Genomic DNA, 24133 nt, shown 5'->3' with positions numbered 1-24133 from the left:
CGTCTCAGTCGGACTCGGGAGTCCATTCCTTCTTGGCGACCAGCAGTCCGTCTCCCACGGGCAACAGCACTGGCACGAGGGACTCAGTCTCCGTGATCTCGCGACCCAACGCTCGGATCGCGGTGGTCTCCTCGTCACGCTGGGCCGGATCGGCGACCCGGTCGTGCCACAGTGCGTTGTCGAAGGCCACGATCCCGCCCGGACGCAGCAGCCGCAGCGCCTCGCGCAGGTAGGCGTCGTACTCCCTCTTGTCGCCGTCACAGAAGACCAGGTCGTAGTGGCCGTCGGTGAGTCGCGGCAGCACCTCCAGCGCAGCGCCGGAGATGGTGCGAGCTCGTTGAGGAGCGATCCCGCCCTCGGCGAAGGTCTGCTTGGCCAGCCGTTGGTGCTCGGTCTCGATGTCGACGGTGGTCAGGACACCGTCGGGGCGCATGCCGCGCAGCAACCACAGCCCCGACACGCCGGTCCCGGTGCCGATCTCGACGACGGCGCGAGCCTCCAGGATCGAGGCCAGGAAACGCAGGGCGGCACCGCCGCCGTTGCCGATGGGGCTGACTCCGACCTCCTCGGCGCGGGCTCGGGCGGCCGCCAGGACCTCGTCCTCGGCGACGAACTCCTCGGCGTAGGTCCAGCTGGCTGGCTTGATCGGGCTGGTGATGGGGGCCTCCTGAGTCGGTGCCGGTTCCTGAACGCCACGACGATACCGCGTTCGGTGGGCCGGATCCGGAACAGAGTGACGTGCTCGGTCGTTGTTCACACCAAGGACCGTGTGTTCTCACAGGCTCCTCTCAGATCCCGTCTCTAGCGTGAGAGGTCAGATGCTGATCCGCACCACATCACAGGAGCCTTCGATGGAGAGCACGGCGAGCGAGATCCCGACCTGGGACGAGATCGTCGAACAGCACTCCGATCGCGTCTACCGGCTTGCCTACCGCCTGACCGGCAACCGTCCTGACGCCGAGGACCTGACCCAGGAAGTGTTCGTCCGGGTGTTCCGATCCCTGTCGACCTACACCCCAGGGACCTTCGAGGGCTGGCTCCACCGGATCACCACCAACCTGTTCCTCGACCAGGCCCGCCGCAAGCAGCGGATCCGGTTCGACGCGCTGTCGGAGGAGCGTGAGGCCAGGCTCGAGAGCGCGAACCTCTCTCCTGACGAGGCCTACGCCGAGCGCAGCTTCGACGACGACGTGGAGCGTGCGCTCGCCCAACTCCCTCCCGACTTCCGGGCCGCCGTCGTGCTCTGCGACGTCGAGGGCCTGACCTACGAGGAGATCGCGGAGATCATGGATGCCAAGCTCGGCACCGTGCGCTCTCGCATCCACCGCGGCCGTGCCATGCTGCGCGACGCGCTTGCCCACCGCGCCCCCGCCGAGGGGAGGACCCGCTACTCCGGCCCCCGGATCCCGCGCCCGCGTCTCACCAAGCTGGCGACCTCATGATGCATCTGGGCGCCCGGGTGGGCGCGCTGGTCGACGGCCAGATGGGTGCGGCCGAGGAGGAGCGTGCGTGGGCTCACGTGCACACGTGCGCCACGTGTCGGGCCGCGGTCGAGCGCGAGGGATGGATCAAGCGTCAGCTCCTCGGGCTGTCCCTGGCCCACTCCGGTGAGGCACCGCAGGGACTCAAGGGCTCGCTGTGCAGCCCGGCCGCCCTGGCTCGCTACCCCGAGCACGCCGCCGAAGCGGTGCGCAACCGACGCTTCGGTGGCCTTGCCGCGATCGGAGCCGGCACCGTCGGCGCCGCCATGTTCGGGGTGCTGGCGTTCAGCGCCGCCCCGGCCCAGGCGCCCACGATCGAGCGGCGACTTCCGCCGGCGAGCCTGCTCAGCACGCCGGGTGTGCAGCCCGGGCGGCCCAGCACCGGGACCGACGTCAGCGACCGTGAGGCGAAACAGATGATCCGCAAGGTGGCGAACACGTTCAGGATGGGTCTGTGACCGATCAGAGCAACCAGCCGCCCCACGGGGACGGCCACGAGCACACCCAGCCGCTGAGCTGGGGCGCGCCTACGCCGTCCGAGCCCCCGGCAGACCCGCCTGCCGATCAGCCCGCTGAGCTGCCTGCCGACCTGCCGGCGCCGTACGCCGGAGCGTCCTACCCCTCGCCCCAGCAGCCCTCGGAGGCGCCCACCTCGACCTGGGGCTATCCGGTGGCCGGACAGGGCTACGGCCAGGCATACGGCCAGAGCTACGAGCAGGCCTACCAGGGGTACGACCAGCCCTCCCACACATCGGCACCCGTGCGAGGCAAGGTGTCGCGCTGGGTCTGGCCCGGCGTGGCCGCACTGGCCCTGGTCGTGGGACTTCTCGGCGGTGCGCTCGGTGGCGCCGCCGTCCAGGCATTGCAGGACGCCGACGACAACGGGACGGTCAACAACGGGATCAACGGTGTCGACACGGTGTCGGTGCCGCCGATCGAGGCCGGCAACGAGTCGGTCGCGGCCGTCGCGAAGGCCCTGTTGCCCAGCACCGTGCAGATCATGGCCGACCTCGACGGCCAGCCCCTCGGCGCCACCGGCTCGGGCTGGGTGTTCGACAAGCAGGGGCACATCATCACCAACAACCACGTGATCGCGGGCGCGGCCGACGGTGGGGACATCGAGATCGTCGACCACAGCGGTCGTCAGTACACCGCGGAGCTGATCGGGCGCAGCTCGGTCTACGACCTCGCGGTGCTCTACGTGCCGGAGGCCAAGAAGTTGCAGCCGGTCTCACTGGGGGCCTCCAAGGCGATGAACGTCGGCGACCAGGTGGTCGCCATCGGTTCTCCGCTGGGGCTCAACGAGACCGTCACCTCCGGCATCGTGAGCGCGCTCAACCGCCCCGTCACCACCGGAGACAGTGCTGACGACACCTCCTACATCAACGCCGTCCAGACCGATGCGGCCATCAACCCCGGCAACTCCGGCGGGCCTTTGGTCAACATGCAGGGCCAGGTGATCGGGGTGAACTCGGCCATCGCCACCACGGGCGGCAGTTCCACCGGCACCCAGTCCGGCAACATCGGGGTCGGCTTCGCCATCCCCGTGGAGCAGGTCATCACCACGGCCGACCAGATCCTGAAGACCGGCAAGGCGCAGTACCCGGTCATCGGCGCCAAGGTGCTCACCGGAGACCAGGATGGGAAGCGGGGCGCGGTCATCGACGAGGTGATGTCGAACACCCCCGCTGACGACGCCGGGCTCGAGAAGGGCGACCTGGTCACCGCCGTCGACGGTCAGAGCATCACCGACGGTGCCTCCCTCATCGTCCAGATCCGCACCCACCGTCCAGGCGACACCATCACCCTCACCGTGGACCGTGACGGGGACACCCGCGACGTCGAGGTCACTCTGTCGGGTGAGGACGGCTGACCGCTCGACGGTTCAGAACTCGGACTTGGACTCGGACTCCAGGAACGGGTGCTCGGCCACGAACGTGGCGGCATCGTTGTAGGCGCGTTCGATGTAGGCCTCGAGTTGGGACGACTCCACCCGCCACTGGCCGCGGCCGCCGATCTTGATGGCGACCAGGTCTCCTCGACGCACGAGCGCGTAGACCTGGGCGCTCGACGTGCTGAGGATCTCGGCCACGTCGGCCAGGGTCAGGAAGCGCGGCGAACCGGTCATGACGACAACTCTGCCATGAGGAGTCCACCCCAGCCCCACACAACTCGGGGCATTGTGGACAGCCGATCCCCAGCTTGTGGAAAGTGGGGGTGACCAATCAGTGCTGACCTTGCATGATGCTCTCCGTGAGCACGAATCCCGGGTCAGATCTCACCCCCTCAGCCCACCGAGTCACCCGCCCCGGTTGGCGAGATCCACGCCTCTGGACGGGGCTGGCGATCGTGGCTGCCTGTGTCGTCCTCGGCTCCAGGGTGCTGGCGAGCGCCGACGACACGGTTGCGGTGTGGGCGGTCTCCCACGACGTGGGGATCGGGGAGGTCGTGCAGGAGGACGACCTGACGGCCCACGACGTGCGCTTCGTCGATCCAGCGGATGCTGACCGTTACCTCAGCGCCAGCGCGCCGCTGCCCGATGCGGCCACCCTCGACCGGCCGGTGGCAGCCGGCGAGCTCCTGCCGAGGGCGGCGCTCGGGGTCGCCGCCGACACGGCGCAGCGCACCGTGACCGTCCTCTTCACCGGCCCGGGCGTTCCCGCCGGACTGGCCACCGGTGACCTCGTCGAGGTCTACGTGACCTCAGTGGAGAAGCAGCAGTCCGGCCAGACGGACGCTCGGGCACGCCTGGTGCTGGGCGACGTACTCGTGACCGACCTGGCAACCGCTGCCGACAGCCTGGCCGGGAGCGGGGCGCGGGCCGTGACCGTGGCGATTCCGGCCGACGTCGACCCGGACCACCTGGCCGTGATGGTGCAAGCCGCCAAGACCGACAACCTCTACCTCGTCAAGCGCGGCTGACCGTCTCGTGGACAAGGTGTGCGTCCTCATGGTCGCGTCGGGAGCGGCGTGGGAGTCGGCAGCCTTCGGACTGCTGACGGGGCAGCCTGGGGTCGTGGTGCTGAAACGGTGCGTCGACGTCAACGAACTTCTCGCGGCTGCGACGGCCGGACAGGCTGACGTGGCCGTCGTCGGGCTGGAGTCACACGGCCTCGACGCGGCAGCCGTCGAGCACCTGCGCCGCCACCGGGTGCGCACGGTGGCCGTGGTGGCAGGGCTCGACGACACTGCCTCCGCGCGTGCCGCCCGGGTCGGGGTCACCACGCTGATCACCCAGGATGACCTGGCCAGGCTTGCCGAGGCGGTGTTGCACCCCACGCAGGAGCCGGCGCCCGGGTCCGGGGTGGAGCGTCCCACGGACGCCGTCGAAGCGGTGCCCGACCAGGAGTCGCCTGGACGGGTCGTCGCGGTCTGGGGGCCCGGCGGTGCACCGGGACGGACCACGGTGGCGCTGGCCCTGGCAGCTGTGCTGGCGCACCGCAACCTGCCGGCGCTGGTGGTGGACGCGGACCCTTACGGCGGCGCGGTGGCGCAGCACCTCGGGATCATGGACGAGGTCTCCGGCCTGTTGTCGTGTGCCCGGTGGTCGGCCGCCGGCGATCTGGAGGGCCGGTTCCCGGCTGCGCAACGCAAGGTGTCGGACCGGCTGCACGTGATCACGGGGTTGCCGCGACCTGACCGCTGGACGGAGGTGAGGCCGGGTGCGATCGAGCACGTCCTCGAGATCGCGAGTGCTGGATCCCACGTCATCGTGGACACCGGCTTCTCCTTGGAGACCGAGCCCATGACCGACTTCTCCACGGTGCCCGGTCGCAACTCGATGACGCTGGGTGGGCTCGCCGCCGCGGACGAGATCGTCGTGGTGGGAGCGGCCGATCCAGTGGGCCTCTCCCGGCTCGCGCGGGGGCTCGTCGAGCTCAAGGAGGTCACCCGGGGCGGCCCGGTCCGGGTGGTGATCAACCGGATGCGCTCCAGCCTCGGCTGGTCGGAGGCCGACATCGCCGGCATGGTCACGGGCTTCTCGCGGGTCAGCGGCCTGCACTTCCTGCCCGACGACCGGATCGGTGTCGATCGTGCGCTGATCGCGGGACGGACCCTGGTCGAGGCCGGCGACTCGGCGCTGGTCCGCGCGGTGGAGGCCGTGGCCGGTGCCCTGTTCGCGGACCTGGCTCCCACGCGGCCGCAGGAGCGCCGGCTCAGGCTGCGAAGAGCAGGTAGAGACCCGAGATCGTGAACCCGACCATCACGATCAGCAGGGGCAGCTGACCGGTCAGCTGGTGGCGTCTGGGCAACAGCTCGATGGCCCGGTCGTGCGCGGCGACCACCCCCAGGACGTGTCCGACCACCACCGCCACCACCTTGGTCGTGGCCAGCAGCGTCGGCTGCTCCGACAACCAGTAGCTGACCGACCAGTTCGCCGTTCCCAGGTAGTTGTCGCCCCGGGTGAACGGGTCGCTGAGCTGGATCACGGTCAGTTGGCCCACCTCGATCAGATAGCTGAGGTAGTGGGCCGCGATGTAGCCCACCACGATCGGCACCATCGAGTGCGCGAACAGCGAGGGGAGTTCGGAGCGGCGCTGGCCGGCCTCCACGCCGGTCGCTGCCGTGGCCACCGAGAACAGCACGCCCACCACGAGGCAGAACGAGATCAGCATCAGGTTGTTCTGCACGAACGGCGACACCGACGAGTCCTGGATGTGGCGCAACCAGACGTTCGAGTCCTTGAACGAGTCGAAAGCCGTGCTCCCGAAGAGCACCGAAACGACGGCGACCAGCCCCGGCAGCGGCGGCACCCGAGCCAGGTTGGCCATCGGGACGCGGATCACGAGTCGGCCGTCGTCGTCGCGACCCCAGATCGAGAGATGACCGACCAGGGTCGAGTAGACCTCGAAGGGGTCGGCGCGTTCGTAGAAACGGTTGCCGAAGAGGGCGCCACCGATCAGCATGACTGCCACGTACAGGGCGAACCACAGGCGGACCGGCCCGAGCTCGGTGGAGGAGGGGTAGACCAGCTCCATCCAGACGAAGGCGAACAACCCGGCGGCTGCCGGCCACTGGCCGAGGCGCTCGGGATAGCGGAACAGCCCCTCCTCGGGGTCGCCACCGGTGACCTTCGCGAAGAGCAGGTTGATCGTGCGCACCGGACTGACCGCCCGGTAGAACGGGCCCAGCACCAGCGACAGGGGCACGACCGCCACCCACAGCAGCACGTAGAACATGCCCAGGAACGGGTTGATCGCGACGTCCTTGCCGAAGACGGCCGCCATCATCGCCCAGGCGAAGACCAGGAATCCGAACCCCCGCGCGAGGATGGCGAACGCAGCGGAGTCGACGCCGGCGCTCAGCCACTCGGGCACCGGGTGGGAGCGCGACCGACCGAACCGCGGCGTGCGCCAGGCAAGGGCCAGCACCGTGAACGAGACGGTCAGGGCCGCGACGGCACCGGCGATGGCCAGTTCCGTGGGGATCGGCAGGTCCTTGGCCCCGCCGATGCCGTGCGCCAGCAGCCGCTCGCCGCTGGTCGTCACTTGACCTCGAGTTGGACGATGACCTTGTCGAGGTTGTGCGACTCCACGTCGACGACGCCCGGCTGGTCGATGGTGAAGGTCACCGTGGAGTCGCCGGCGTCGTACTCGAGCTCCTGCTCGGGGGAGGAGTGGACGTGGATCTCGCCCGCCTCGTCGGCGGTGACCTCGAGCTCGATCTCCTGGCCGGTCGCCACCTCGATCCGCTCGCCGTTGGGTGTCACGGAGTCGCCGTCGAAGGTGACCTCGATCTTCTTCGGTGCGGCATCGGCTCCGGCTCCGCCCTCGTCATCACCGCCACACGCCGTCAGGGTGACGGCCAGTGCGAGCGCGCTCAGGGTGGCAGCGATCTTGCCGGGACGTGTCACGATCTCTCCTGCGGGGGATGAGGGGCGTTTCCTCTGTCAGAATCCCATGACGAGCAAGCGAACACCGACCCGAGGGGGGACATGAGCGATCGACTGCGACGACGCGACGTGGCCCTGCTGGCCGCGGAATCCCCGACCACGCCCATGCACAACGCGACGGTGGAGATCTTCGACCCCGGGACGTCCGGGTTCGACCACGATGCCCTGGTCGCCCTGATCGCCGACCGGATCGCGTTCGTGCCGCGCTATCGACAGCGCCTCCAGTTCGTCCCGGCCCGGTTGGCCAACCCTGTCTGGGTCGATGACCCCGACTTCGACCTCGCCTTCCACGTCCGCCGCTCAGCCCTGCCCCGACCGGGCTCGATGGACCAGTTGCGCGACCTCGTGGGGCGGATCGTGTCGCGCCCGCTCGACCGGCACCGGCCGTTGTGGGAGGTCTACTTCATCGAGGGACTACGGGACGGTCGGGTCGCCCTGCTCTCCAAGTCGCACGAGATCCTGGTCGACGGCGTCGAGACCGTGGACCTCGGGCAGGTGCTCCTCGACGTGAGCCCGCTGCCCAAGGAGGTCCTGCACGACGACTGGCGACCACGCCGGCTGCCCTCGGCCACCTCCCTGATGGTCGACGCCGTTCGCGAGTCCATCGACGAGCCGCTGACCGCCGTACGCACTGCGAGGAGCAACGTCGACTCGGCGTTGAGAGGCCTGCCACTGCCTTCCCTGCCACTGGGCCCGGCCCGGCGCCCTGTTCCGGAGTCGCCGCTGAACCGGGAGCTCTCCGAGCAGCGACGCTTCGTGGCGGTGCGCACCGACCTCGAGGACTACCGCAAGATCCGGACCGAACACGGGGGGACCGTCAACGACGTCATCCTGGCGACGATCACCGGGGCGCTGCGCGCCTGGCTGATGACGCGCGGACGCTCCATCGGCGGCCATCGCTCCCTGCGGGCCATGGTGCCGATGTCGGTGTTCGACGACGAGCTCGAGGCCACGTCGCTCGGGTCTCAGATCACCGGACACCTGGTGGACCTGCCCATCGGGGAGGTCAGCCCGGTGGTCCGCCTCCACCAGGTCTCCTACGCCTTCAAGGCGCACGCCGAGACCGGCCGCGCCGTGGCGGCCAACCGGCTGGCTGGGGTCTCCGGCTTCGCGCCGACCACGTTCCACGCCCTGGGTGCGCGGGTCGCCTTCACCCAGTTCCGCAAGGGTTTCAACCTGTCGATCACCAACGTGCCTGGCCCGCAGTTCCCGCTCTACGCGGCAGGCGCCGAGATGGTGGAGACCTACCCGGTCCAGCCGTTGCTGCCGGGGCAGGCCCTGGCCATCGGGGTGACGTCCTATGACGGCAGTGTCTTCTACGGGATCACGGCGGACCGGGATGCGCTGCCCGACATCGAAGTGTTCGGGCACTGCCTGACCGAGGCCCTCGAGGAGCTCGTGGAGTCCGCGAGCAGCAGCCGACCCCGCGCTCCGCGCGGTCGCAAGAAGCCCCGCAAGGACGACACGTGAGTCCCCGGCTCTACCTGCCGGGGACCCTGCAGCGGCTGGTGTTGCTGAGGAGCGAGGGCCGCATCGACCTGGCTGGCGCGCTGGAGGCGCCTGATGACTCCGAGGAGGGCGAGTACGCCGCCCTGATGGAGGCCGCCGACGCGTCCGCGGGGCTCGTCGCCGGGCTGGAGGACGGGCGACGACGGCGCGTGGTCGTCGTGGTCGAGGCCGACCCGGATGCCCGGCTCGCCTCCCTGCAGCAGGTGGTCGCCGTCCATGTCGACACCACGGACGATGCCGATCCCGAGGACGACCTCGCCTGGTTCGCGACCCAGGAGATCGAGGCGCTCCTGCCACCGGGCATTTGAGGGTCGGCTGCGGGTCTGACACGATCCGGACATGGACGCGATCACCTTCCCACCGGCCCCGGTCAACGAGACGAACCTGACCTACGCCCCGGGCAGCCCCGAACGGGCCGCCCTGGTCGCCGAGCTCGACTCACTCGAGCGCACGCAACGCACGTTCAAGGCCCACATCGGTGGCGAGCAGAAGTCCGGCGGGGGCGCCGAGATCAAGGTCGTCCAGCCCCATGACCACCAGCACGTGCTGGGCACCCTGAAGAACTCGACCCAGGCCGATGCCAAGGCGGCGGTCGCTGCGGCCGCAGCGGCAGCCCCGGCCTGGCAGGCGCTGGCGTTCGACGAGAAGTGCGCGATCATCCTCAAGGCGGCCGACCTCCTGGCCGGCCCGTGGCGACAGCGGATCAACGCCGCGACGATGCTGGGTCAGAGCAAGACCGCCTTCCAGGCCGAGATCGACTCCGCCTGCGAGCTGATCGACTTCTGGCGCTTCAACGTCCATTACGCCAAGCAGATCCACACCGACCAGCCGATCGCGAACAGCCCGGGCATCTGGAACCGCACCGACCACCGACCGCTCGAGGGCTTCGTCTACGCGATCACCCCGTTCAACTTCACCGCCATCGCGGGCAACCTGCCGACCGCACCGGCTCTCATGGGCAACACGGTGATCTGGAAGCCGTCGCCGACCCAGCAGCTGGCGGCGTCCTTGACGATGGAACTGCTCGAGGAGGCAGGCATGCCTCCGGGTGTGATCAACATGCTGCCCGGCGACGGTCTCGACGTCTCGAAGGTCGCCCTGACCCACCCCGACCTGGCGGGCATCCACTTCACCGGGTCGACGCCGACCTTCCAGCACCTGTGGGCCACCGTGGGTGCCAACATCACCAAGTACCGCTCCTACCCGCGGATCGTCGGGGAGACCGGAGGCAAGGACTTCATCGTCGCCCACCCCAGTGCTGACCCGGACGTGGTCCGGGTGGCGATGATCCGCGGTGCCTTCGAGTTCCAGGGCCAGAAGTGCTCGGCCGCCTCCCGCGCCTACATCGCCCGCTCGGTGTGGACCAAGCTGAAGGACCAGTTCCTGGCCGAGGTCGACGCGATCTCGATGGGCGACGTCACGGACTTCTCCCACTTCATGGGTGCTGTCATCGACGACCGGGCCTTCGCCAAGCACAAGGCGGCGATCGCCCGGGCGAAGCGCAACAAGCACCTCACGGTGCTCGCGGGAGGTCAGGTCGACGACTCGGTGGGCTACTTCGTGCGCCCGACCGTCGTGGAGTCCACCGACCCCACCGACCAGATGTTCAACACCGAGTACTTCGGCCCGATCCTCGCCGTGCACGTCTACGAGGACGGGGACTTCGAGCAGGTCGTCACGCAGCTGGAGTCGTTCGCGCCATACGCCCTGACCGGGGCGATCATCGCCCAGGACCGCGGCGCCATCGCCTGGGCACGCCAGGCGCTGCGGTTCGCGGCCGGCAACTTCTACGTCAACGACAAGCCGACCGGTGCCGTGGTCGGACAGCAGCCCTTCGGTGGGGGCCGGGCGTCGGGCACCAACGACAAGGCCGGGGCAGCGGTCAACCTGCTGCGCTGGACCAGCCCGCGCTCCATCAAGGAGACGTTCGTGCCGCCCAAGGACTATCGCTACCCCTACATGGACACCCCGACAGGCGACCAGTGATCCAGCCGCTCCACATGGGTGCGCTGCACCCGTTCGAGCAGGTGCTGGTGTTCCTGCTCGCCTTCGGGCCGTTCGCGGCTCTGGCGATCGTCGTGTACGTCGTCCGCAAGCGCGACGCGGCAGGCGAGGAGGAGGACGACGAGTCCGGGTCGGCGAGCACGGACCCGGATCGGGACCTCACGTAGCCAGCCAGGTCCTGCCGACCTCGTTCTCCTTGGACAGCGCGGAGCCCATCAGGTCCACGAGCAGACTCTCGACCTTGCCGCCGACGAAGGGGATGCTCACGCTGATCTCCAGGACGACAATCTCCACCACGGCCCCACCGCTATCGACCACGCTGATGGATCCGGCCATGTCGGCCGGCTTGCCGGGCAGGCTGACCGTGACCGCGGCGGCGGTGTCGGAGGACCACGTCTCCTCCGTGACGATGGTGATCTCGTCGCCGACCAGCTTCTTGGCGAATCCGGGGATGCCGGTGCTCGCCTGCACCTGCTCCTGCCGCACGCGCATGCCGGCCCCGGCACCCTCCACGCTGACGCTCCTGCGCAGCACCCGCTGGGCATCGCAGACCGCCTCGCGATAGGCCGGATCGGCGAGCATCGCCACGACCTGGTCGAGGCTGGCACCCGGATAGGTGAGCTCGTGGGTCAGCTTCTTCATCTGCGGGTCCCTTCAGGCAGGCGGGTGTCTCGCGGCTCATCATGGCAGGGTGTCGGACATGACCCAGGAAGAGACCTTCGTTTCGTTCGGCGAGCAGGGCGCCCAGCTCACCTACGGCTCCTACCTCCGGCTGCCGCAGCTGTTGGACTCCCAGCACCTCGAGTCCGACCCGCCTGCCCACGACGAGCTGCTGTTCATCACCATCCACCAGGTCTACGAGCTGTGGTTCAAGCAGCTGCTGCACGAGGCGGGGGCCGCGCGCGACGCCATGATGTCGGCGACCGGCGCCAGCTCGGACCGGGTCTGGTGGGCCCAGCACCTGCTCAACCGGGTGCACGTCATCGAGCGGGTCCTGGTGCACCAGGTCGACGTGCTGGAGACCATGACCCCCCAGGACTTCCTGGAGTTCCGCCAGCGGCTGGCACCGGCCAGCGGCTTCCAGTCGGTGCAGTTCCGTGAGCTGGAGTTCCTCTCCGGGGCCAAGGACGCCTCCTACGTCGAGCGCTTCCGTGGCATCACCGCCCAGGAGCAGCAGCACCTGGATGCCCGCCTGGCCGAGCCCAGCCTCTGGGACGGTTTCGTGCACGTGCTGGGCGCCCGCGGACTGGCTGCCGGCACCGACGACGAGATCCGTGACTCGATGCGCACCGCCGCCCACAACCGCTCCGCCTACGCCGAGGTCTGGGCACTGTCCGAGGCCCTCCTGCAGCACGACGAGCTGGCGGCCAGCTGGCGGGCGCGACACGTGGTGATGGTGGAGCGGATGATCGGCGCCAAGTCCGGCACCGGCGGATCCAGCGGCGCGACCTACCTGCGCAGCCGGTTGCCGATGCAGTACTACCCGCTGTTGTGGGAGTTGCGTTCAGCGCTGTGACGCAGGTTGTTCAGGGGGCCGTGTTGTGGCCGTCGCACCTGCGGATCTAGTGTCGCAATGTGTCCTCAACGCTCGAAGACAACAAGTCCGACCTGATCGCGCGCGCCACTGACCTGGCCACCCATCGAACAGGCACCGGTGGCCCGCCTCACGACACCGTGGGGGCGCTGCTCAAGGCCTACTACCGCCACGTCGCCCCCGAGGACGTCTGCGACCGCTCCGAGGTCGATCTCTACGGCGCTCTGGCCTCTCACTACCGGATCGCCGGCAACCGGCCCCAGGGCACGGCGCAGGTGCGCGTGTTCACCCCGACGGTCGCCGCCAACGGCTGGTCGGCCGGTGGCCACTCGGTGGTCGAGGTCGTCACCGACGACATGCCCTTCCTCGTCGACTCGCTGACGATGGCGCTGGCGGGCGAGCAGCGCAACGTCCACGTGGTGGTGCACCCCCAGTTCGACGTCGAGCGCGACATCACCGGCGAGCTCAAGGACGTCCGGCCCGCCGACGACGCCAGTCGCGGCGACGGCCTGCGGCTGCGCGAGTCGTGGATGCACATCGAGATCGACCGGGTGCCCGACGACGCGGAGTTCTCCGAGCTCGAGGCGGTCATCCAACGCGTGCTGCGTGATGTGCGCGAGAGTGTCGAGGACTGGGACCGGATGCAGGCACGCGTGCGCAGCATCGTCGACGAGCTCGACGCCAGCCCGCCGCCGCTGTCGGACACCGAGCTCGAGCAGAGCAAGGAGCTGCTCTGCTGGCTGGCCGACGACCACTTCACCTTCCTCGGCTACCGGGAGTACCAGCTCGAACGACACGGCGAGGACGACCAGCTGCGCGGCGTACCAGGCACGGGGCTCGGCATCCTGCGCGCGGACCCGGACATGAACGCCGGTTCGGGCAAGCTGCCCCCCATGGTGCAGGCCAAGGCCCGCGAGAAGACGCTGCTGGTCCTCGCGAAGGCCAACTCACGCTCGACGGTGCACCGTCCGGCCTACCTCGACTACGTCGGGGTGAAGGCGTTCGACGAGGCCGGCGAGGTGGTCGGTGAGCGGCGCTTCCTCGGACTGTTCTCCAGTGCTGCCTACACCGAGTCGCTGACCCGGATCCCGCTGCTGCGCGAGAAGGCTGCCGACGTCCAGCGACTGGTCGGTTTCGAGCCCAACAGCCACGCGGGCAAGGCGCTCATGGACACCTTGGAGAACTACCCGCGCGACGAGCTCTTCCAGACCCCGGTGGCCGAGCTGGCCCCGATCGCCGAGGCCGTGATGTACACCCGCGAGCGCCGTCAGCTGCGGCTCTTCATCCGGCGCGACGCCTATGGGCGCTACCTGTCCTGCCTGGTCTACCTCCCACGGGAGCGCTACAACACCGGGGTCCGCGAGCGCATCAGCGCCATCCTGAAGGAGAGGTTGGGCGGGGAGTCGGTCGAGTTCACCACCAGGATCAACGAGTCCGCCACCGCCCGGGTGCACTTCGTGGTCCGCCCACCCAAGGGTGAGCTCATCGGCGAGGTGGACATCGAGGACCTCGAGCGCCGGCTCACCGAGGCTGCGCGTTCGTGGCGCGAGGACTTCATCAACGCCGTCACCGCCGAGTACGGCGAGGAGGCCGGTGCCCGTCTGGCGCGCACCTACGCCGACTCGTTCCCCGAGGCCTACAAGGAGGACTTCGCACCTCGCACCGGCTCGGTGGACCTGGGCCGCCTGGAGGCAATCAGCGGGGACCTGGGCATCGACCTGGCGCTCTACGAACAGCTCGACGCCGGTCGGGGCGAGGCACGGCTCAAGGTCTACCGCATCGGCAACCCGCTCTCCCTGAGCGAGGTGCTGCCCATGCTGTCCTCCATGGGGGTCGAGGTCGTCGACGAGCGGCCCTACCAGCTGGAGAACCTGCCGCGTCCCAGCCGCATCTACGAGTTCGGGCTGCGCTACGGCAAGGCGCTGCCGGCAGACTCCCGTGGTCGGTTCCAGGACGCGTTGCGCGCCATCTGGGACGGCCACAACGAGATCGACGGGTTCAACTCGCTCGTGCTGTCCGCAGGGCTGACCTGGCGCCAGGCCACGGTGCTGCGCGCCTATGCGAAGTACATGCGTCAGGGCGGCACGCCGTTCGCCCAGGACTACATCGAGGACGCCCTGCGCAACAACGTCGACATCACCCGGCTGTTGGTGACGTTGTTCGAGGCGCGCTTCGACCCCGATGTCAGCGACCGGGACAGTCGCTGCGAGGCGGCGGAGAAGCGGATCGCCCGCGCCCTGGACGACGTGGCGAGCCTGGATCACGACCGCATCCTGCGCTCCTACCTGACGATCATCCGGGCCACCCTGCGCACCAACTACTTCCAGTCGGCCGGCACCGGCGAGGTGCATTCCTACATGTCGTTCAAGCTCGAGCCGTCGGCGATTCCCGACCTGCCCGAGCCCCGGCCGAAGTACGAGATCTTCGTCTACTCGCCCCGCGTCGAGGGTGTCCACCTTCGCTTCGGTGCCGTGGCGCGCGGTGGTCTGCGCTGGTCTGACCGACGCGACGACTTCCGCACCGAGGTGCTCGGTCTGGTGAAGGCCCAGATGGTGAAGAACACGGTGATCGTGCCGGTCGGCGCCAAGGGAGGCTTCTTCGCCAAGCAGTTGCCGGACCCCGCTGACCGCGAGGCGTGGATGGCGGAGGGCATCGCCAGCTACACCACGTTCATCTCCGGCCTGCTCGACATCACCGACAACCTGGTGGAGGGCCAGAACGTTCCCCCCGAGCGGGTGGTCCGGCACGACGGCGACGACTCCTACCTGGTGGTCGCTGCCGACAAGGGCACAGCGACGTTCTCCGACATCGCCAACGGGGTGGCCCAGGCCTACGGCTTCTGGCTGGGCGACGCCTTCGCCTCCGGGGGATCGGTGGGCTACGACCACAAGGCCATGGGCATCACCGCCCGCGGCGCCTGGGTGTCGGTGCAACGCCACTTCCGCGAGCGCGGCATCGACTGCCAGAGCGAGGACTTCACCGCGGCCGGGATCGGCGACATGTCCGGTGACGTGTTCGGCAACGGGATGCTGTGCTCCGAGCACACCCGGCTGGTGGCCGCCTTCGACCACCGCGACATCTTCCTCGACCCCACTCCCGATGCGGCAGCCTCGTTCGCCGAGCGCAAGCGGCTCTTCGGGTTGCCGCGCTCGTCGTGGCAGGACTACGACACCTCGCTCATCTCCGAGGGTGGCGGGGTCTTCTCCCGCTCACTGAAGGCGATCGCGCTCAACGACGCGGTCCGCGCGGCCCTGGGAATCGACGCCGACCGGGTGAGCATGACTCCGGCCGAGCTGATGCAGGCCATCCTCCAGGCCCCGGTCGACCTGCTCTGGAACGGTGGCATCGGCACCTACGTGAAGGCGGCCGACGAGACGCACGCCGAGGCCGGCGACAAGGCGAACGACGCCATCCGGATCAACGGTCGTGACCTGCGGGCCAAGTGCGTCGGCGAGGGCGGCAACCTGGGCCTGACCCAGCGGGGCCGCATCGAGTACGCCGAGCGTGGCGGGCGGATCAACACCGACTTCATCGACAACTCGGCCGGGGTCGACACCTCCGATCACGAGGTCAACATCAAGATCCTGCTCGACCGGGTGGTGGCCGAGGGCGACCTGACCGGCAAGCAGCGCAACCGGCTGCTGGCCTCGATGACCGACGAGGTCGCGGCCCTGGTGCTGCGCGACAACTACGAGCAGAACCTGGCGCTGGCCAACGCCTCGGCCAACGCTCCCTCGCTGCTGCACGTGCATGAGGACTGGATGAAGCAGCTGGAGCGACGCGGTGTCCTCAACCGCGAGCTCGAGGGCCTGCCCACGTCGCGTCAGGTACGGCGTCGGCTGGAGCGTGGCGAGGGCCTGACGACCCCCGAGCTGTCGGTGCTGCTGGCGTGGACGAAGATCGTGCTCGCCGACGAGCTCATCGACTCGGACCTGCCCGACGACCCCTACCTGCGCAGCGACCTGTTCGCCTACTTCCCGGCCGGGATGCGACAGGACTACCGGGCGGCCATGGAGGACCACCCGCTGCGCCGCCAGATCATCGTCACGCAGGTGGTCAACGACTTCATCAACGGCGCGGGGATGACCTTCTGGCCACGGCTGGCCGGGGAGACGGGTGCCAGTCCTGCGGAACTGACCCGCGCCAACTTCGTGGCCCGGGAGATCTTCGGGTCGCTGGCCATGCGCGAGGAGCTCTCCACCTGGGACAACCGGATCCCGGCCGAGCTGCTGACCCGGATGCGGATCGAGATGCGCACGCTGGTGGAGCGAGCCAGTCGCTGGCTGGTCAACAACCGGCGCCCTCCGCTCGACAGCGAAGGCACCGTGGAGTTCTTCAGCGTCCGCGCGCAGAAGGTGATGGCCGAGCTTCCCGACCTGATGGGTGGTCGCGAGCTCCAGTCGTTCATCGACCGACGCGACGCGCTGACCAAGCTCGGCGTACCGGAGGAGCTGGCGACCAAGGTCGCGGTGCTGCCGTCGGCCTACGCGACCCTGGGCATCATCGAGACCGCGGATCGAGAGGGTCTCGACCCTGTCGAGGTGACCAAGGTGCACTTCGCCCTCGGTGAGCGGTTGGGCCTGCCGGGGCTGGTGTCGCGGATCCTGGCGCTGCCGCGCGACGACCGCTGGCAGACCATGGCCAGGGCTGCCCTGCGCGACGACCTGCACGGCGTCCACGCCCAGCTGACGGCCCAGGTGCTCACGAGCACACCGCCCGATGACTCCGCCGAGGTCCGGGTCGCCGCGTGGGAGGACGCCGACGGCCTGGTGGTCAGCCGCGCCGCGGCGACGCTGCAGGAGATCTGTGCGGAGGAGAACCCGGACCTGGCCCGGATGTCGGTGGGCCTGCGGGTGGTGCGCGGCCTCCTGGCCTAGACCGCTAACGTGGCGGCATGGGAGCTATCGAGGTCACCGACCTCCGGATGTCCTATGGGGAGCTGCGCGCAGTCGACGGGGTGAGTTTCGAGGTTGCCGAAGGTGAGTTCTTCGGGATCCTGGGTCCGAACGGAGCCGGGAAGACCACCACGCTGGAACTGATCGAGGGCCTCCGCAAACCGGACTCGGGGGAGATCCTGTTGCTGGGCGAGCGCCCCTGGCCGCGCAACGACCGGCTGCTGCCGCGCCTCGGCGTCCAGCTGCAGGCCTCGGCCTTCTTCGAGCGCCTGACCACGCGCGAACAGATCCGCACCTTCGCCGCCCTGTACGGCGTCGCTCCCACGATCGCCGACGAGTGGCTCGAACGGGTCGGTCTCGCGGACAAGGCCGACACCCGCACCGAGGACCTGTCCGGAGGGCAGTCCCAGCGGCTCTCGATCGCCATCGCGCTCGTGCACGACCCCGAGGTGCTCTTCCTCGACGAGCCCACGGCCTCGCTGGACCCGCAGGCGCGACGCAACCTGTGGGACCTGCTCTCCTCCCTCAACGAGTCGGGACGCACGGTGGTGCTGACCACCCACTACATGGAGGAGGCCGAGGCCCTGTGCGACCGGGTCGCGATCATGGACCACGGCATCCTGCTCAAGCTGGACAGCCCGGCGGCCCTGGTGCGAGGACTCGACGCTCCGGTGCGGATCTCGGTCGGGGCCGGTCAGCTCACCGCGGCCGAGGGTGCGGCACTGGAGGGGGTCGACTCGGCTGACGAGGAAGGCGGAGGGCTGGTGCTCACCACCCGCCAGCCCTCCCAGGTCCTGACCCGTCTCGCGGCCGACAACCGTCTCGACGGCCTGCAGGTCAAGGCCGCGACGCTGGAGGACGTGTTCCTCGACGTGACCGGGCGGGAGTACCGCGCATGACGGCGTTCATGGCCCTGGCGGCCGCCATCCTGCGCGGCTTCATCCGCGACCGCACGTCGGTGTTCTTCGCGATCGTCTTCCCCTTGATGTTCCTGGTGCTCTTCGGGGCGATCTTCACCGACACCGGGGCGTCCAAGATCGACCTCGTCCAGGTGGGTGACGTGGCGCTGGTCGACGACCTGCCAGCTGGTGCGAAGCAGGCCTGGGACGACACCTTCGACGTGACCCGGGAGACGGATCTCGACGCAGCGATCGCGGAGGTCCGCAAGGGCGATGCCGACGTCGCCATCGAGCAGCGGGGGGACACCCTGATCGCGCACTACACCGAGACCGACCAGGTCAGGGCGGCGATGACCCAGGGTGCGCTGGACGCGTTCGTCAACGGTGCCAACATCGCGGCCACCGGGCAACCGCCGACCTATGAGCTCCAGGTGGTCCGGGTCGAGGACGAGTCCCTCAAGGTCATCGACTTCGTGACCCCGGGGCTGCTCGGCTGGGCCATCGCGATGAGCGCGGCGTTCGGGGCAGCCACGACCCTGCAGGGCTGGAGACAGTCCAAGCTGTTGCGCCGCCTGCAGCTCTCGCCGGTGCCCACCCGCACCATCGTGGGGGCCCGGATCGTGGCCACTCTGCTGATCGCCTTCGTCCAGACCGCCATCTTCCTCGGCCTGGGCACGGTGGCCTTTGGGCTGACCCTGAGCGGTGCCTGGTGGATGGCGGTGCCCCTGGTGGCCTGCGGCACCTTGTGCTTCATGGCGCTGGGCCTCTTCGCCGGGGCGATCGCCAAGACGACCGAGGGCGCTGTCAACGTGGCCAACTTCCTGGTGCTGCCGATGGCCTTCCTCAGCGGGTCCTTCTTCCCCCTGGACGGCGCCCCCCAGTGGCTCCAGGTGATCTCCAAGGCCATGCCGCTGCGGCACCTCAACGACGCCATGCTCGACGTCATGGTGCGCGGCGAGAGCCCCAGCACCGCCATCGTCCCGATGCTGATCCTGCTCGCGTTCGCGGCGGCCCTGACGCTGATCGCGGCCCGTCTGTTCCGCTGGGACACCGTGTGAGTGGAGAGCTGACCGATCTCGAGCGACGAGTGCTCGCCCACCTCGACGAGGACCTGCTCGTCGAGCGGCTCGCGGCCCTGGTCCGGGTCCCGAGCGTCTCGGGCACCTTGGCCGAGGTGGAGGTCCAGGAAGTGGCCGCGGACCTGATGCAGTCCGAGGGTCTCTACGTCGACCACTGGGAGATCGACCTGCCCGAGCTGCAGGCCGACCCGTGGTTCCCGGGTGCGGAGGTGGAGCGCGAGGCTGCGTGGGGGCTGGTCGGGTCGACGGCTCCCGTCGAGCGGGTCCCGGCGCTGGTGCTGCAGAGCCACCTCGACGTCGTACCGCCGGGCGACCCGGAGTCCTGGCACGGCCAGGACCCGTTCTCGGCCGAGATCAACGGTGGGCGCCTCTACGGCCGGGGCAGCTGTGACATGAAGGCCGGAGCGGCTGCGAACCTCGGGGTCGCCCAGGCGTTGCGAGCCGCCGGCGTCACCCTGGACAGTCCCCTCGGGCTGCACTTCGTGGTCGGTGAGGAGGACGGTGGGCTCGGAGCCTTCGCGACCCTGCGCCGCGGCCACCGTGCCGACGCGGCGGTGATCACCGAACCCACCGGAGGGCGTCTCGTGGTCGCCAACGCCGGGGCCCTGACCTTCCGGATCGAGATCTCCGGCCGCTCGGCCCACGGATCGATGCGCACCACTGGGGTCAGCGCGTTCGACAGCTTCCTCCCGGTGCATGCCGCGCTGATGCGGCTCGAGGCTGCTCGCAACGCGTCCGTGGACCCGCTCTTCGGTGACATCAGCCATCCCTACGCCCTGTCGGTGGGGATCGTCTCTGCAGGGGACTGGGCCAGCAGCGTGCCCGACAAGCTGGTCGCCGAGGGACGGTACGGCGTGCTGCTGGACGAGGACCCGCGGATCGCGCGCACGGCCTTCGAGGATGCCGTCACCGAGGCCTGCCTGGCCGAGCCCTGGCTGCGTGAGAACCGTCCGGTCGTGACGTGGCCGGGTGGGCAGTTCGCGTCGGGCCGTCTCGACGTCGGCCACCCGTTGGTCGGTGACGTGCAGGACGCCGTACGCGCCACCGGTGGGGTGGCCGGGGAGCCGTGTGCGGCGGTCTACGGGAGCGATCTGCGGCTCTACTCCGGCATCGGAGGCATCCCCACGCTGCACTACGGGCCGGGCGACCAGCTGCTGGCCCACGCGCCCTTGGAGCACGTGGTCATCGAGGAGCTGATCGCTGTGACCCGGTCCCTGATCGTCCTGGCGCTGCGACGATGTGGCAGTCGCGACTGAGGATCACCCCCGGTTGGGTCCCATGATGCTGAATGCGACCCCGGCGGGGTCGATGAGCGCCCCCAGCCGGCCGTAGGGAGTGTCCTCGACCGGCTGGGCCAAGGCGGCACCGGCAGCGATCGCCTGGGCGACCACGGCGTCGGTGTCGGCCACGGCGACGTAGAACTGCCACCGCGAGGGGGAGTCGCCCAGGAAGCCGGAGGCATCCATGATCCCCGCCTTCGCGTTCTCGTCCGCACCGAAGGTGCTGTAACGGAAGTCCGCGGTGTCGCTCATCGTGTGCACGTCCCAGCTGAAGACGTCGCGGTAGAAGGGCACGGCCGCGTCGTAGTCCTTGCTCAGGGTCTCGAACCAGGCCGGCGAGTTGTCCTCGCCGGTGGTGGCGAAGCCCTCGTGCGCCAGCGGCTGCCAGACGCCGACGGCTGCTCCTGCCGGGTCGACCACGAACGCCATGTGCCCCAGGCCGGTCACCTCGATCGGACCGGCCACCACGCTCGCGCCGGCTGACGTCGCCTTGTCGAGGGTCGCGCCCAGGTCATCGCTGGAGAGGTAGACCGACCAGGCGTTGGGACCCATGGAGCCGTCGTTGGCCATCATCCCGGCGATCGGCGCGCCGTCGCGCAGGAAGTTGCGGTAGCCGCCGTACTCCTCGGACGCGGCGGTGCAGTCCCAGCCGAACAGGGCGCCGTAGAAGGACGCTGCGGCATCGGTGTCCGGGGTGAACAGCTCGATCCAGCAGGGCGCGCCAGGTGCGAATGTCATCGAAGTTCCTCCTCATCGGGTCGGCCGCCCGGCTGCGTGGAGCGGGCGTCACAGTGTCGACACCGGTGAGGCGGGAAAGTCATCGGCGTGACGGGGTCAACTGGCCTTCTTCTTCGCGACCTTGCGGGTGGCCGCCTTCTTGGCCGTGGTCTTCTTCGCGGTCTTGCTCGCCGCGGACTTCTTCGCCGCCGCCCCGGACTTCGCCGGCTTCTCGGCGGGGGCATCTTCGCCGCGGGCGGTCTTCGCGGCCTCGACCGAACGCTGCAGCGCGGCCAGCAGGTCGACGACCTCCCCGGAGGACTTGGCCGCCGTCTCGGTCTTCTTGACCTCGCCTCCCTCGACCTTGGCCTTGACGAGCGTCTCGACGGCCTCGGCGTAGTCGTCGTCGTAGTCACTGGCGTCGAAGTCCCCGGCCAGGGTCTCGACGAGCATCTGGGCCATCTTGACCTCGGCGTCCTTGATCTCACCGGTCTCGATGGTGAAGTCGGGTTGGCGCACCTCGTCGGGCCACATCATGGTCTGGAGCACGATGACGTCGTCGCGCACGCGCAGCACCGCGACCGAGGTGCGCTGACGCAGCGCCACGGTGACCACGGCCATGCGGTCGGCATCGAGCAGCGCCTGACGCAGCAGCGCGTAGGGCTTGGCGCCGGTCTTCTCGGGTTCGAGGTAGTAGGACTTCTCGAACAGCATCGGGTCGATCTGGTCGGTGGGCACGAACTTCTCGACCGCGATCTCACGGCTGGAGGTCACCGGCAGCTGCGCCATGTCCTCGTCGGTGAGGATCACCATCTCGCCGTGCTCGGTCTCGTAGCCCTTGGCGATGTCGGCGTAGGCGACCTCCTCGCCGTCGATCGAGCAGACGCGCTGGTATTTGATCCGGCCACCGTCCTTGGCGTGCACCTGCCGGAACGACACGTCGTGGCTCTCGGTGGCGGAGTAGAGCTTGACGGGCACGCTGACCAGTCCGAAGGACACCGCACCCTTCCAGATCGCACGCATGGGATGCCTCTCTCGTACGCCGGCCGACCGGCCCTGTTGTCACTCCAGTATCAGGCAGGTCGCCTCGTCGCGCACCTGGCGGCTACCGACACAATGGTCGCCATGCGTCCGATGCTCGCCACCCGTGGCAGCCATGTACCCACTGGCAGTCAATGGATCCACGAGGTGAAGTGGGACGGGATGCGGGTCCTCGCCGACGTCACCGCCCGCCGCTCCCCGGGTGGGCCCGGGGTGTGCCTGACCAGCCGCAACGAGAACGACGTGAGTGTCTCCTTCCCCGAGCTGGCCGGGCTCGCGGGCAGGGACCTGCTCCTCGACGGCGAGATCGTGGCCTTCGACGCCGGCGACGGGGGCCGGCCGAGCTTCGCCCGCCTGGCCGAGCGCATGCACGTGGGCAACCCGCGGCGCGCCGCGGCGCTGGTCGACGTCACGCCGGTCACCTTCCTGGTCTTCGACCTGCTGCGCCTGGACGGTCACGACCTCACCGGGGAACCGTTGGCCCAGCGTCGTGAACAGCTCGAGGCGCTGGGCCTCGCGGACGTCCACTGGCAGGTGCCGGCGACGTACGACGACGGCGCGATGCTGTTCGGGGCCACCGAGCAGCAGGGTCTCGAGGGGGTGGTCAGCAAGCTGCTGACCTCCCGCTACGTGTTCGGCACCCGGACCAAGGACTGGCTGAAGTTCCCACACCGCCGCCGCACCAGCTGGGTGGTCGGGGGCTGGCGTCCCGAGGTCGGCTCCGAGACCCGCCTCGGTGCGGTGCTGGTGGGGGAGCCGACGGCGCAGGGGCTGCTCTACCGTGGCCGGGTCGGCAGCGGCATCGCCGGCAAGGTGGGCCCGTTGCTGCGCGAACTCCTCGAGCCCCTGTCCCGGGCGGACTCCCCGTTCGTCGACGAGGTGCCCCGGCTGGACGCCCTCGGCACCCGCTGGGTGGAGCCCGTCCTGGTCGTCGACGTGGAGTCCCTGGGCTTCTCCGGGCAGGGCCGGCTCAGGCAGCCGTCGTACCGTGGCCTGCGCGACGACCTCACCCCTGACGACCTGAAGGAGCAGTCGTGAAGCGATTCCCCCTGGCGATCCACCTGATGGCGGTGCCGTTGCTGGCGACCGGGCTCCTGGTGCCCGCCTCCGCACCGGCCGCCCCGAGCCCGGCCACCGGCCCGACTCACGGCCCGGCCGCGAGTTCGACCCTGGCGGCGACCACGGTGCGACTCGACGGGGTCCGGGTGGGCCTGCGACCCGGCACCACCCAGGTGGTGACGGTCAACCACACGACCGGCTACCGGGCCCGGTTGGTGTTGTGGCGCAAGGGCGCCGGCGGGTGGGAGCGACGCCTCGAGGCGAAGGGCCGGATCGGGTACGGCGGCCTGGTGCTCGGGACCCGACGCAAGCAGGGCACCGGCACCACGCCGCTGGGCACCTACCGGCTGCTCTCGAGCTTCGGCACCCACGCCCAGCGACCCGGGTGGGACCTGTCCCACCGGGTCATCCGGGCCGGGGACTACTGGGTGCAGGACAACCGGTCGGCCTACTACAACCGCTACCGCAACAAGGCCCAGGGCGGGTTCCGCTGGTGGTTGCCCTCGAGCAACGACAACTCCAGCGAGCGGCTGCGCGACTACCGCCAGCAGTACGAGTTCTCGCTCGTCACCGGATTCAACTACGCCGGCCAGGTGCGACACCGGGGCTCCGGCATCTTCCTGCATGTCAACGGCAGCGGGGCCACCGCGGGCTGTGTGAGCGGGCCGCGCCCCTTCCTCAAGGCACTCATGGTCCGGCTCGACCCGGCACGGGTGCCCGTGATCGCGATCGGTCGCTGAGC

23 protein-coding genes are annotated in these 24133 nt (G+C 69.5%); 16 read left to right on the top strand and 7 right to left on the bottom strand.

What is annotated here, in order from left to right; all coding sequences use genetic code 11:
* Nucleotides 1–4: 4 nt before the first annotated feature.
* Nucleotides 5–658 (bottom strand): O-methyltransferase, encoded by a 654-nt coding sequence (locus AB7I40_RS01680; RefSeq protein ID WP_428346743.1) that lies wholly within the window; start codon nt 656–658, stop codon nt 5–7.
* 193 nt (nt 659–851) lie between these two features.
* On the opposite strand from AB7I40_RS01680, the gene sigE reads away from it, so the two are divergent.
* Genes sigE through AB7I40_RS01665 form a run of 3 tightly spaced genes read left to right on the top strand, consistent with a single transcriptional unit; the run spans nt 852 to nt 3354 of the window.
* Nucleotides 852–1442 (top strand): RNA polymerase sigma factor SigE, encoded by a 591-nt coding sequence (gene sigE / locus AB7I40_RS01675; protein WP_428346662.1) that lies wholly within the window; start codon nt 852–854, stop codon nt 1440–1442.
* Nucleotides 1439–1939 carry a hypothetical protein gene (locus AB7I40_RS01670; protein ID WP_428346663.1) on the top strand — a complete coding sequence of 167 codons (501 nt, stop codon included), beginning with the start codon at nt 1439–1441 and terminating at the stop codon, nt 1937–1939. The genes sigE and AB7I40_RS01670 overlap by 4 nt, the downstream gene beginning before the upstream one ends.
* A complete protein-coding gene (locus tag AB7I40_RS01665; protein ID WP_428346664.1) occupies nt 1936–3354 on the top strand; it encodes a S1C family serine protease in 1419 nt (472 codons plus the stop codon). Before AB7I40_RS01670 ends, AB7I40_RS01665 begins: the two co-directional genes overlap by 4 nt.
* Before the next feature lie 12 nt (nt 3355–3366).
* On the opposite strand, the gene AB7I40_RS01660 is transcribed toward AB7I40_RS01665, so the two are convergent.
* The gene (locus AB7I40_RS01660; RefSeq protein WP_428346665.1) at nt 3367–3609 is read right to left on the bottom strand and encodes a helix-turn-helix domain-containing protein; all 243 of its coding nucleotides are present in this window, start codon (nt 3607–3609) and stop codon (nt 3367–3369) included.
* A 125-nt stretch (nt 3610–3734) separates the two neighbouring features.
* Between AB7I40_RS01660 and AB7I40_RS01655 the strand changes: the two genes are divergently transcribed.
* Both AB7I40_RS01655 and AB7I40_RS01650 read left to right on the top strand, forming a co-directional pair.
* The gene (locus AB7I40_RS01655) at nt 3735–4403 is read left to right on the top strand and encodes a hypothetical protein (protein ID WP_428346666.1); all 669 of its coding nucleotides are present in this window, start codon (nt 3735–3737) and stop codon (nt 4401–4403) included.
* A gap of 28 nt (nt 4404–4431) precedes the next feature.
* Nucleotides 4432–5676: an AAA family ATPase gene (locus AB7I40_RS01650; RefSeq protein WP_428346667.1), complete on the top strand. Its 1245-nt coding sequence runs from the start codon at nt 4432–4434 to the stop codon at nt 5674–5676.
* On the opposite strand, the gene AB7I40_RS01645 is transcribed toward AB7I40_RS01650, so the two are convergent.
* Both AB7I40_RS01645 and AB7I40_RS01640 read right to left on the bottom strand, forming a co-directional pair.
* Nucleotides 5639–6970, bottom strand: a complete 1332-nt coding sequence (locus AB7I40_RS01645; protein WP_428346668.1) for a hypothetical protein — start codon at nt 6968–6970, stop codon at nt 5639–5641. The genes AB7I40_RS01650 and AB7I40_RS01645 overlap by 38 nt on opposite strands.
* Nucleotides 6967–7335 carry a hypothetical protein gene (locus tag AB7I40_RS01640; protein ID WP_428346669.1) on the bottom strand — a complete coding sequence of 123 codons (369 nt, stop codon included), beginning with the start codon at nt 7333–7335 and terminating at the stop codon, nt 6967–6969. The genes AB7I40_RS01645 and AB7I40_RS01640 overlap by 4 nt, the downstream gene beginning before the upstream one ends.
* An 81-nt stretch (nt 7336–7416) precedes the next feature.
* Between AB7I40_RS01640 and AB7I40_RS01635 the strand changes: the two genes are divergently transcribed.
* From AB7I40_RS01635 to AB7I40_RS01620, 4 genes are read left to right on the top strand one after another with little or no spacing between them, the layout of a single operon-like run.
* Nucleotides 7417–8844 carry a WS/DGAT/MGAT family O-acyltransferase gene (locus AB7I40_RS01635; RefSeq protein WP_428346670.1) on the top strand — a complete coding sequence of 476 codons (1428 nt, stop codon included), beginning with the start codon at nt 7417–7419 and terminating at the stop codon, nt 8842–8844.
* Complete coding sequence (locus AB7I40_RS01630; protein WP_428346671.1) at nt 8841–9191, top strand: DUF6912 family protein; 351 nt, start codon at nt 8841–8843, stop codon at nt 9189–9191. Before AB7I40_RS01635 ends, AB7I40_RS01630 begins: the two co-directional genes overlap by 4 nt.
* 31 nt (nt 9192–9222) lie before the next feature.
* Nucleotides 9223–10869: an L-glutamate gamma-semialdehyde dehydrogenase gene (gene pruA / locus AB7I40_RS01625; RefSeq protein ID WP_428346672.1), complete on the top strand. Its 1647-nt coding sequence runs from the start codon at nt 9223–9225 to the stop codon at nt 10867–10869.
* A complete protein-coding gene (locus AB7I40_RS01620; protein ID WP_428346673.1) occupies nt 10866–11054 on the top strand; it encodes a hypothetical protein in 189 nt (62 codons plus the stop codon). Before pruA ends, AB7I40_RS01620 begins: the two co-directional genes overlap by 4 nt.
* On the opposite strand, the gene AB7I40_RS01615 is transcribed toward AB7I40_RS01620, so the two are convergent.
* Nucleotides 11047–11529, bottom strand: a complete 483-nt coding sequence (locus AB7I40_RS01615) for a DUF2505 domain-containing protein (RefSeq protein ID WP_428346674.1) — start codon at nt 11527–11529, stop codon at nt 11047–11049. The genes AB7I40_RS01620 and AB7I40_RS01615 overlap by 8 nt on opposite strands.
* 58 nt (nt 11530–11587) lie before the next feature.
* Here AB7I40_RS01615 and AB7I40_RS01610 point away from each other — a divergent pair, with 58 nt between their 5' ends.
* From AB7I40_RS01610 to AB7I40_RS01590, 5 genes are read left to right on the top strand one after another with little or no spacing between them, the layout of a single operon-like run.
* On the top strand, nt 11588–12403 hold the full coding sequence (locus tag AB7I40_RS01610) for a tryptophan 2,3-dioxygenase (protein ID WP_428346675.1): 816 nt from the start codon (nt 11588–11590) through the stop codon (nt 12401–12403).
* A gap of 59 nt (nt 12404–12462) precedes the next feature.
* Complete coding sequence (locus tag AB7I40_RS01605; protein ID WP_428346676.1) at nt 12463–17298, top strand: NAD-glutamate dehydrogenase; 4836 nt, start codon at nt 12463–12465, stop codon at nt 17296–17298.
* 17 nt (nt 17299–17315) lie between these two features.
* A complete protein-coding gene (locus AB7I40_RS01600; RefSeq protein ID WP_428346677.1) occupies nt 17316–18215 on the top strand; it encodes an ATP-binding cassette domain-containing protein in 900 nt (299 codons plus the stop codon).
* The gene (locus tag AB7I40_RS01595) at nt 18212–19273 is read left to right on the top strand and encodes an ABC transporter permease (protein WP_428346678.1); all 1062 of its coding nucleotides are present in this window, start codon (nt 18212–18214) and stop codon (nt 19271–19273) included. The genes AB7I40_RS01600 and AB7I40_RS01595 overlap by 4 nt, the downstream gene beginning before the upstream one ends.
* The gene (locus AB7I40_RS01590; RefSeq protein ID WP_428346679.1) at nt 19270–20550 is read left to right on the top strand and encodes an ArgE/DapE family deacylase; all 1281 of its coding nucleotides are present in this window, start codon (nt 19270–19272) and stop codon (nt 20548–20550) included. Before AB7I40_RS01595 ends, AB7I40_RS01590 begins: the two co-directional genes overlap by 4 nt.
* Nucleotides 20551–20553: 3 nt before the next feature.
* Here AB7I40_RS01590 and AB7I40_RS01585 read toward each other — a convergent pair whose 3' ends face one another.
* Nucleotides 20554–21312, bottom strand: a complete 759-nt coding sequence (locus AB7I40_RS01585; protein WP_428346680.1) for a VOC family protein — start codon at nt 21310–21312, stop codon at nt 20554–20556.
* A gap of 96 nt (nt 21313–21408) precedes the next feature.
* Entirely contained in the window at nt 21409–22314 is a 906-nt protein-coding gene (locus AB7I40_RS01580; protein WP_428346681.1) for a Ku protein, read from the bottom strand.
* A 102-nt stretch (nt 22315–22416) separates the two neighbouring features.
* On the opposite strand from AB7I40_RS01580, the gene AB7I40_RS01575 reads away from it, so the two are divergent.
* Complete coding sequence (locus AB7I40_RS01575) at nt 22417–23370, top strand: DNA ligase (RefSeq protein ID WP_428346682.1); 954 nt, start codon at nt 22417–22419, stop codon at nt 23368–23370.
* Nucleotides 23367–24131 carry a L,D-transpeptidase family protein gene (locus tag AB7I40_RS01570; protein ID WP_428346683.1) on the top strand — a complete coding sequence of 255 codons (765 nt, stop codon included), beginning with the start codon at nt 23367–23369 and terminating at the stop codon, nt 24129–24131. Before AB7I40_RS01575 ends, AB7I40_RS01570 begins: the two co-directional genes overlap by 4 nt.
* Nucleotides 24132–24133: the final 2 nt, after the last annotated feature.

The organism is Nocardioides sp. (assembly GCF_050246775.1).
Taxonomy (GTDB): Bacteria; Actinomycetota; Actinomycetes; order Propionibacteriales; family Nocardioidaceae; genus Nocardioides.
Note: the sequence above shows the minus strand (reverse complement) of the source record. Positions and strands in the feature narration are given on the sequence as shown.

Excerpts from the sequence above, each read along its gene's own strand:
- sigE (WP_428346662.1), top strand. The coding sequence starts at position 852 with ATGGAGAGCACGGCGAGCGAGATCCCGACCTGGGACGAGATCGTCGAA.
- AB7I40_RS01670 (WP_428346663.1), top strand. The coding sequence starts at position 1,439 with ATGATGCATCTGGGCGCCCGGGTGGGCGCGCTGGTCGACGGCCAGATG.
- AB7I40_RS01660 (WP_428346665.1), bottom strand. The coding sequence starts at position 3,609 with ATGACCGGTTCGCCGCGCTTCCTGACCCTGGCCGACGTGGCCGAGATC.
- AB7I40_RS01650 (WP_428346667.1), top strand. The coding sequence starts at position 4,432 with ATGGTCGCGTCGGGAGCGGCGTGGGAGTCGGCAGCCTTCGGACTGCTG.
- AB7I40_RS01635 (WP_428346670.1), top strand. The coding sequence starts at position 7,417 with ATGAGCGATCGACTGCGACGACGCGACGTGGCCCTGCTGGCCGCGGAA.
- pruA (WP_428346672.1), top strand. The coding sequence starts at position 9,223 with ATGGACGCGATCACCTTCCCACCGGCCCCGGTCAACGAGACGAACCTG.
- AB7I40_RS01615 (WP_428346674.1), bottom strand. The coding sequence starts at position 11,529 with ATGAAGAAGCTGACCCACGAGCTCACCTATCCGGGTGCCAGCCTCGAC.
- AB7I40_RS01610 (WP_428346675.1), top strand. The coding sequence starts at position 11,588 with ATGACCCAGGAAGAGACCTTCGTTTCGTTCGGCGAGCAGGGCGCCCAG.
- AB7I40_RS01600 (WP_428346677.1), top strand. The coding sequence starts at position 17,316 with ATGGGAGCTATCGAGGTCACCGACCTCCGGATGTCCTATGGGGAGCTG.
- AB7I40_RS01595 (WP_428346678.1), top strand. The coding sequence starts at position 18,212 with ATGACGGCGTTCATGGCCCTGGCGGCCGCCATCCTGCGCGGCTTCATC.
- AB7I40_RS01585 (WP_428346680.1), bottom strand. The coding sequence starts at position 21,312 with ATGACATTCGCACCTGGCGCGCCCTGCTGGATCGAGCTGTTCACCCCG.
- AB7I40_RS01580 (WP_428346681.1), bottom strand. The coding sequence starts at position 22,314 with ATGCGTGCGATCTGGAAGGGTGCGGTGTCCTTCGGACTGGTCAGCGTG.
- AB7I40_RS01575 (WP_428346682.1), top strand. The coding sequence starts at position 22,417 with ATGCGTCCGATGCTCGCCACCCGTGGCAGCCATGTACCCACTGGCAGT.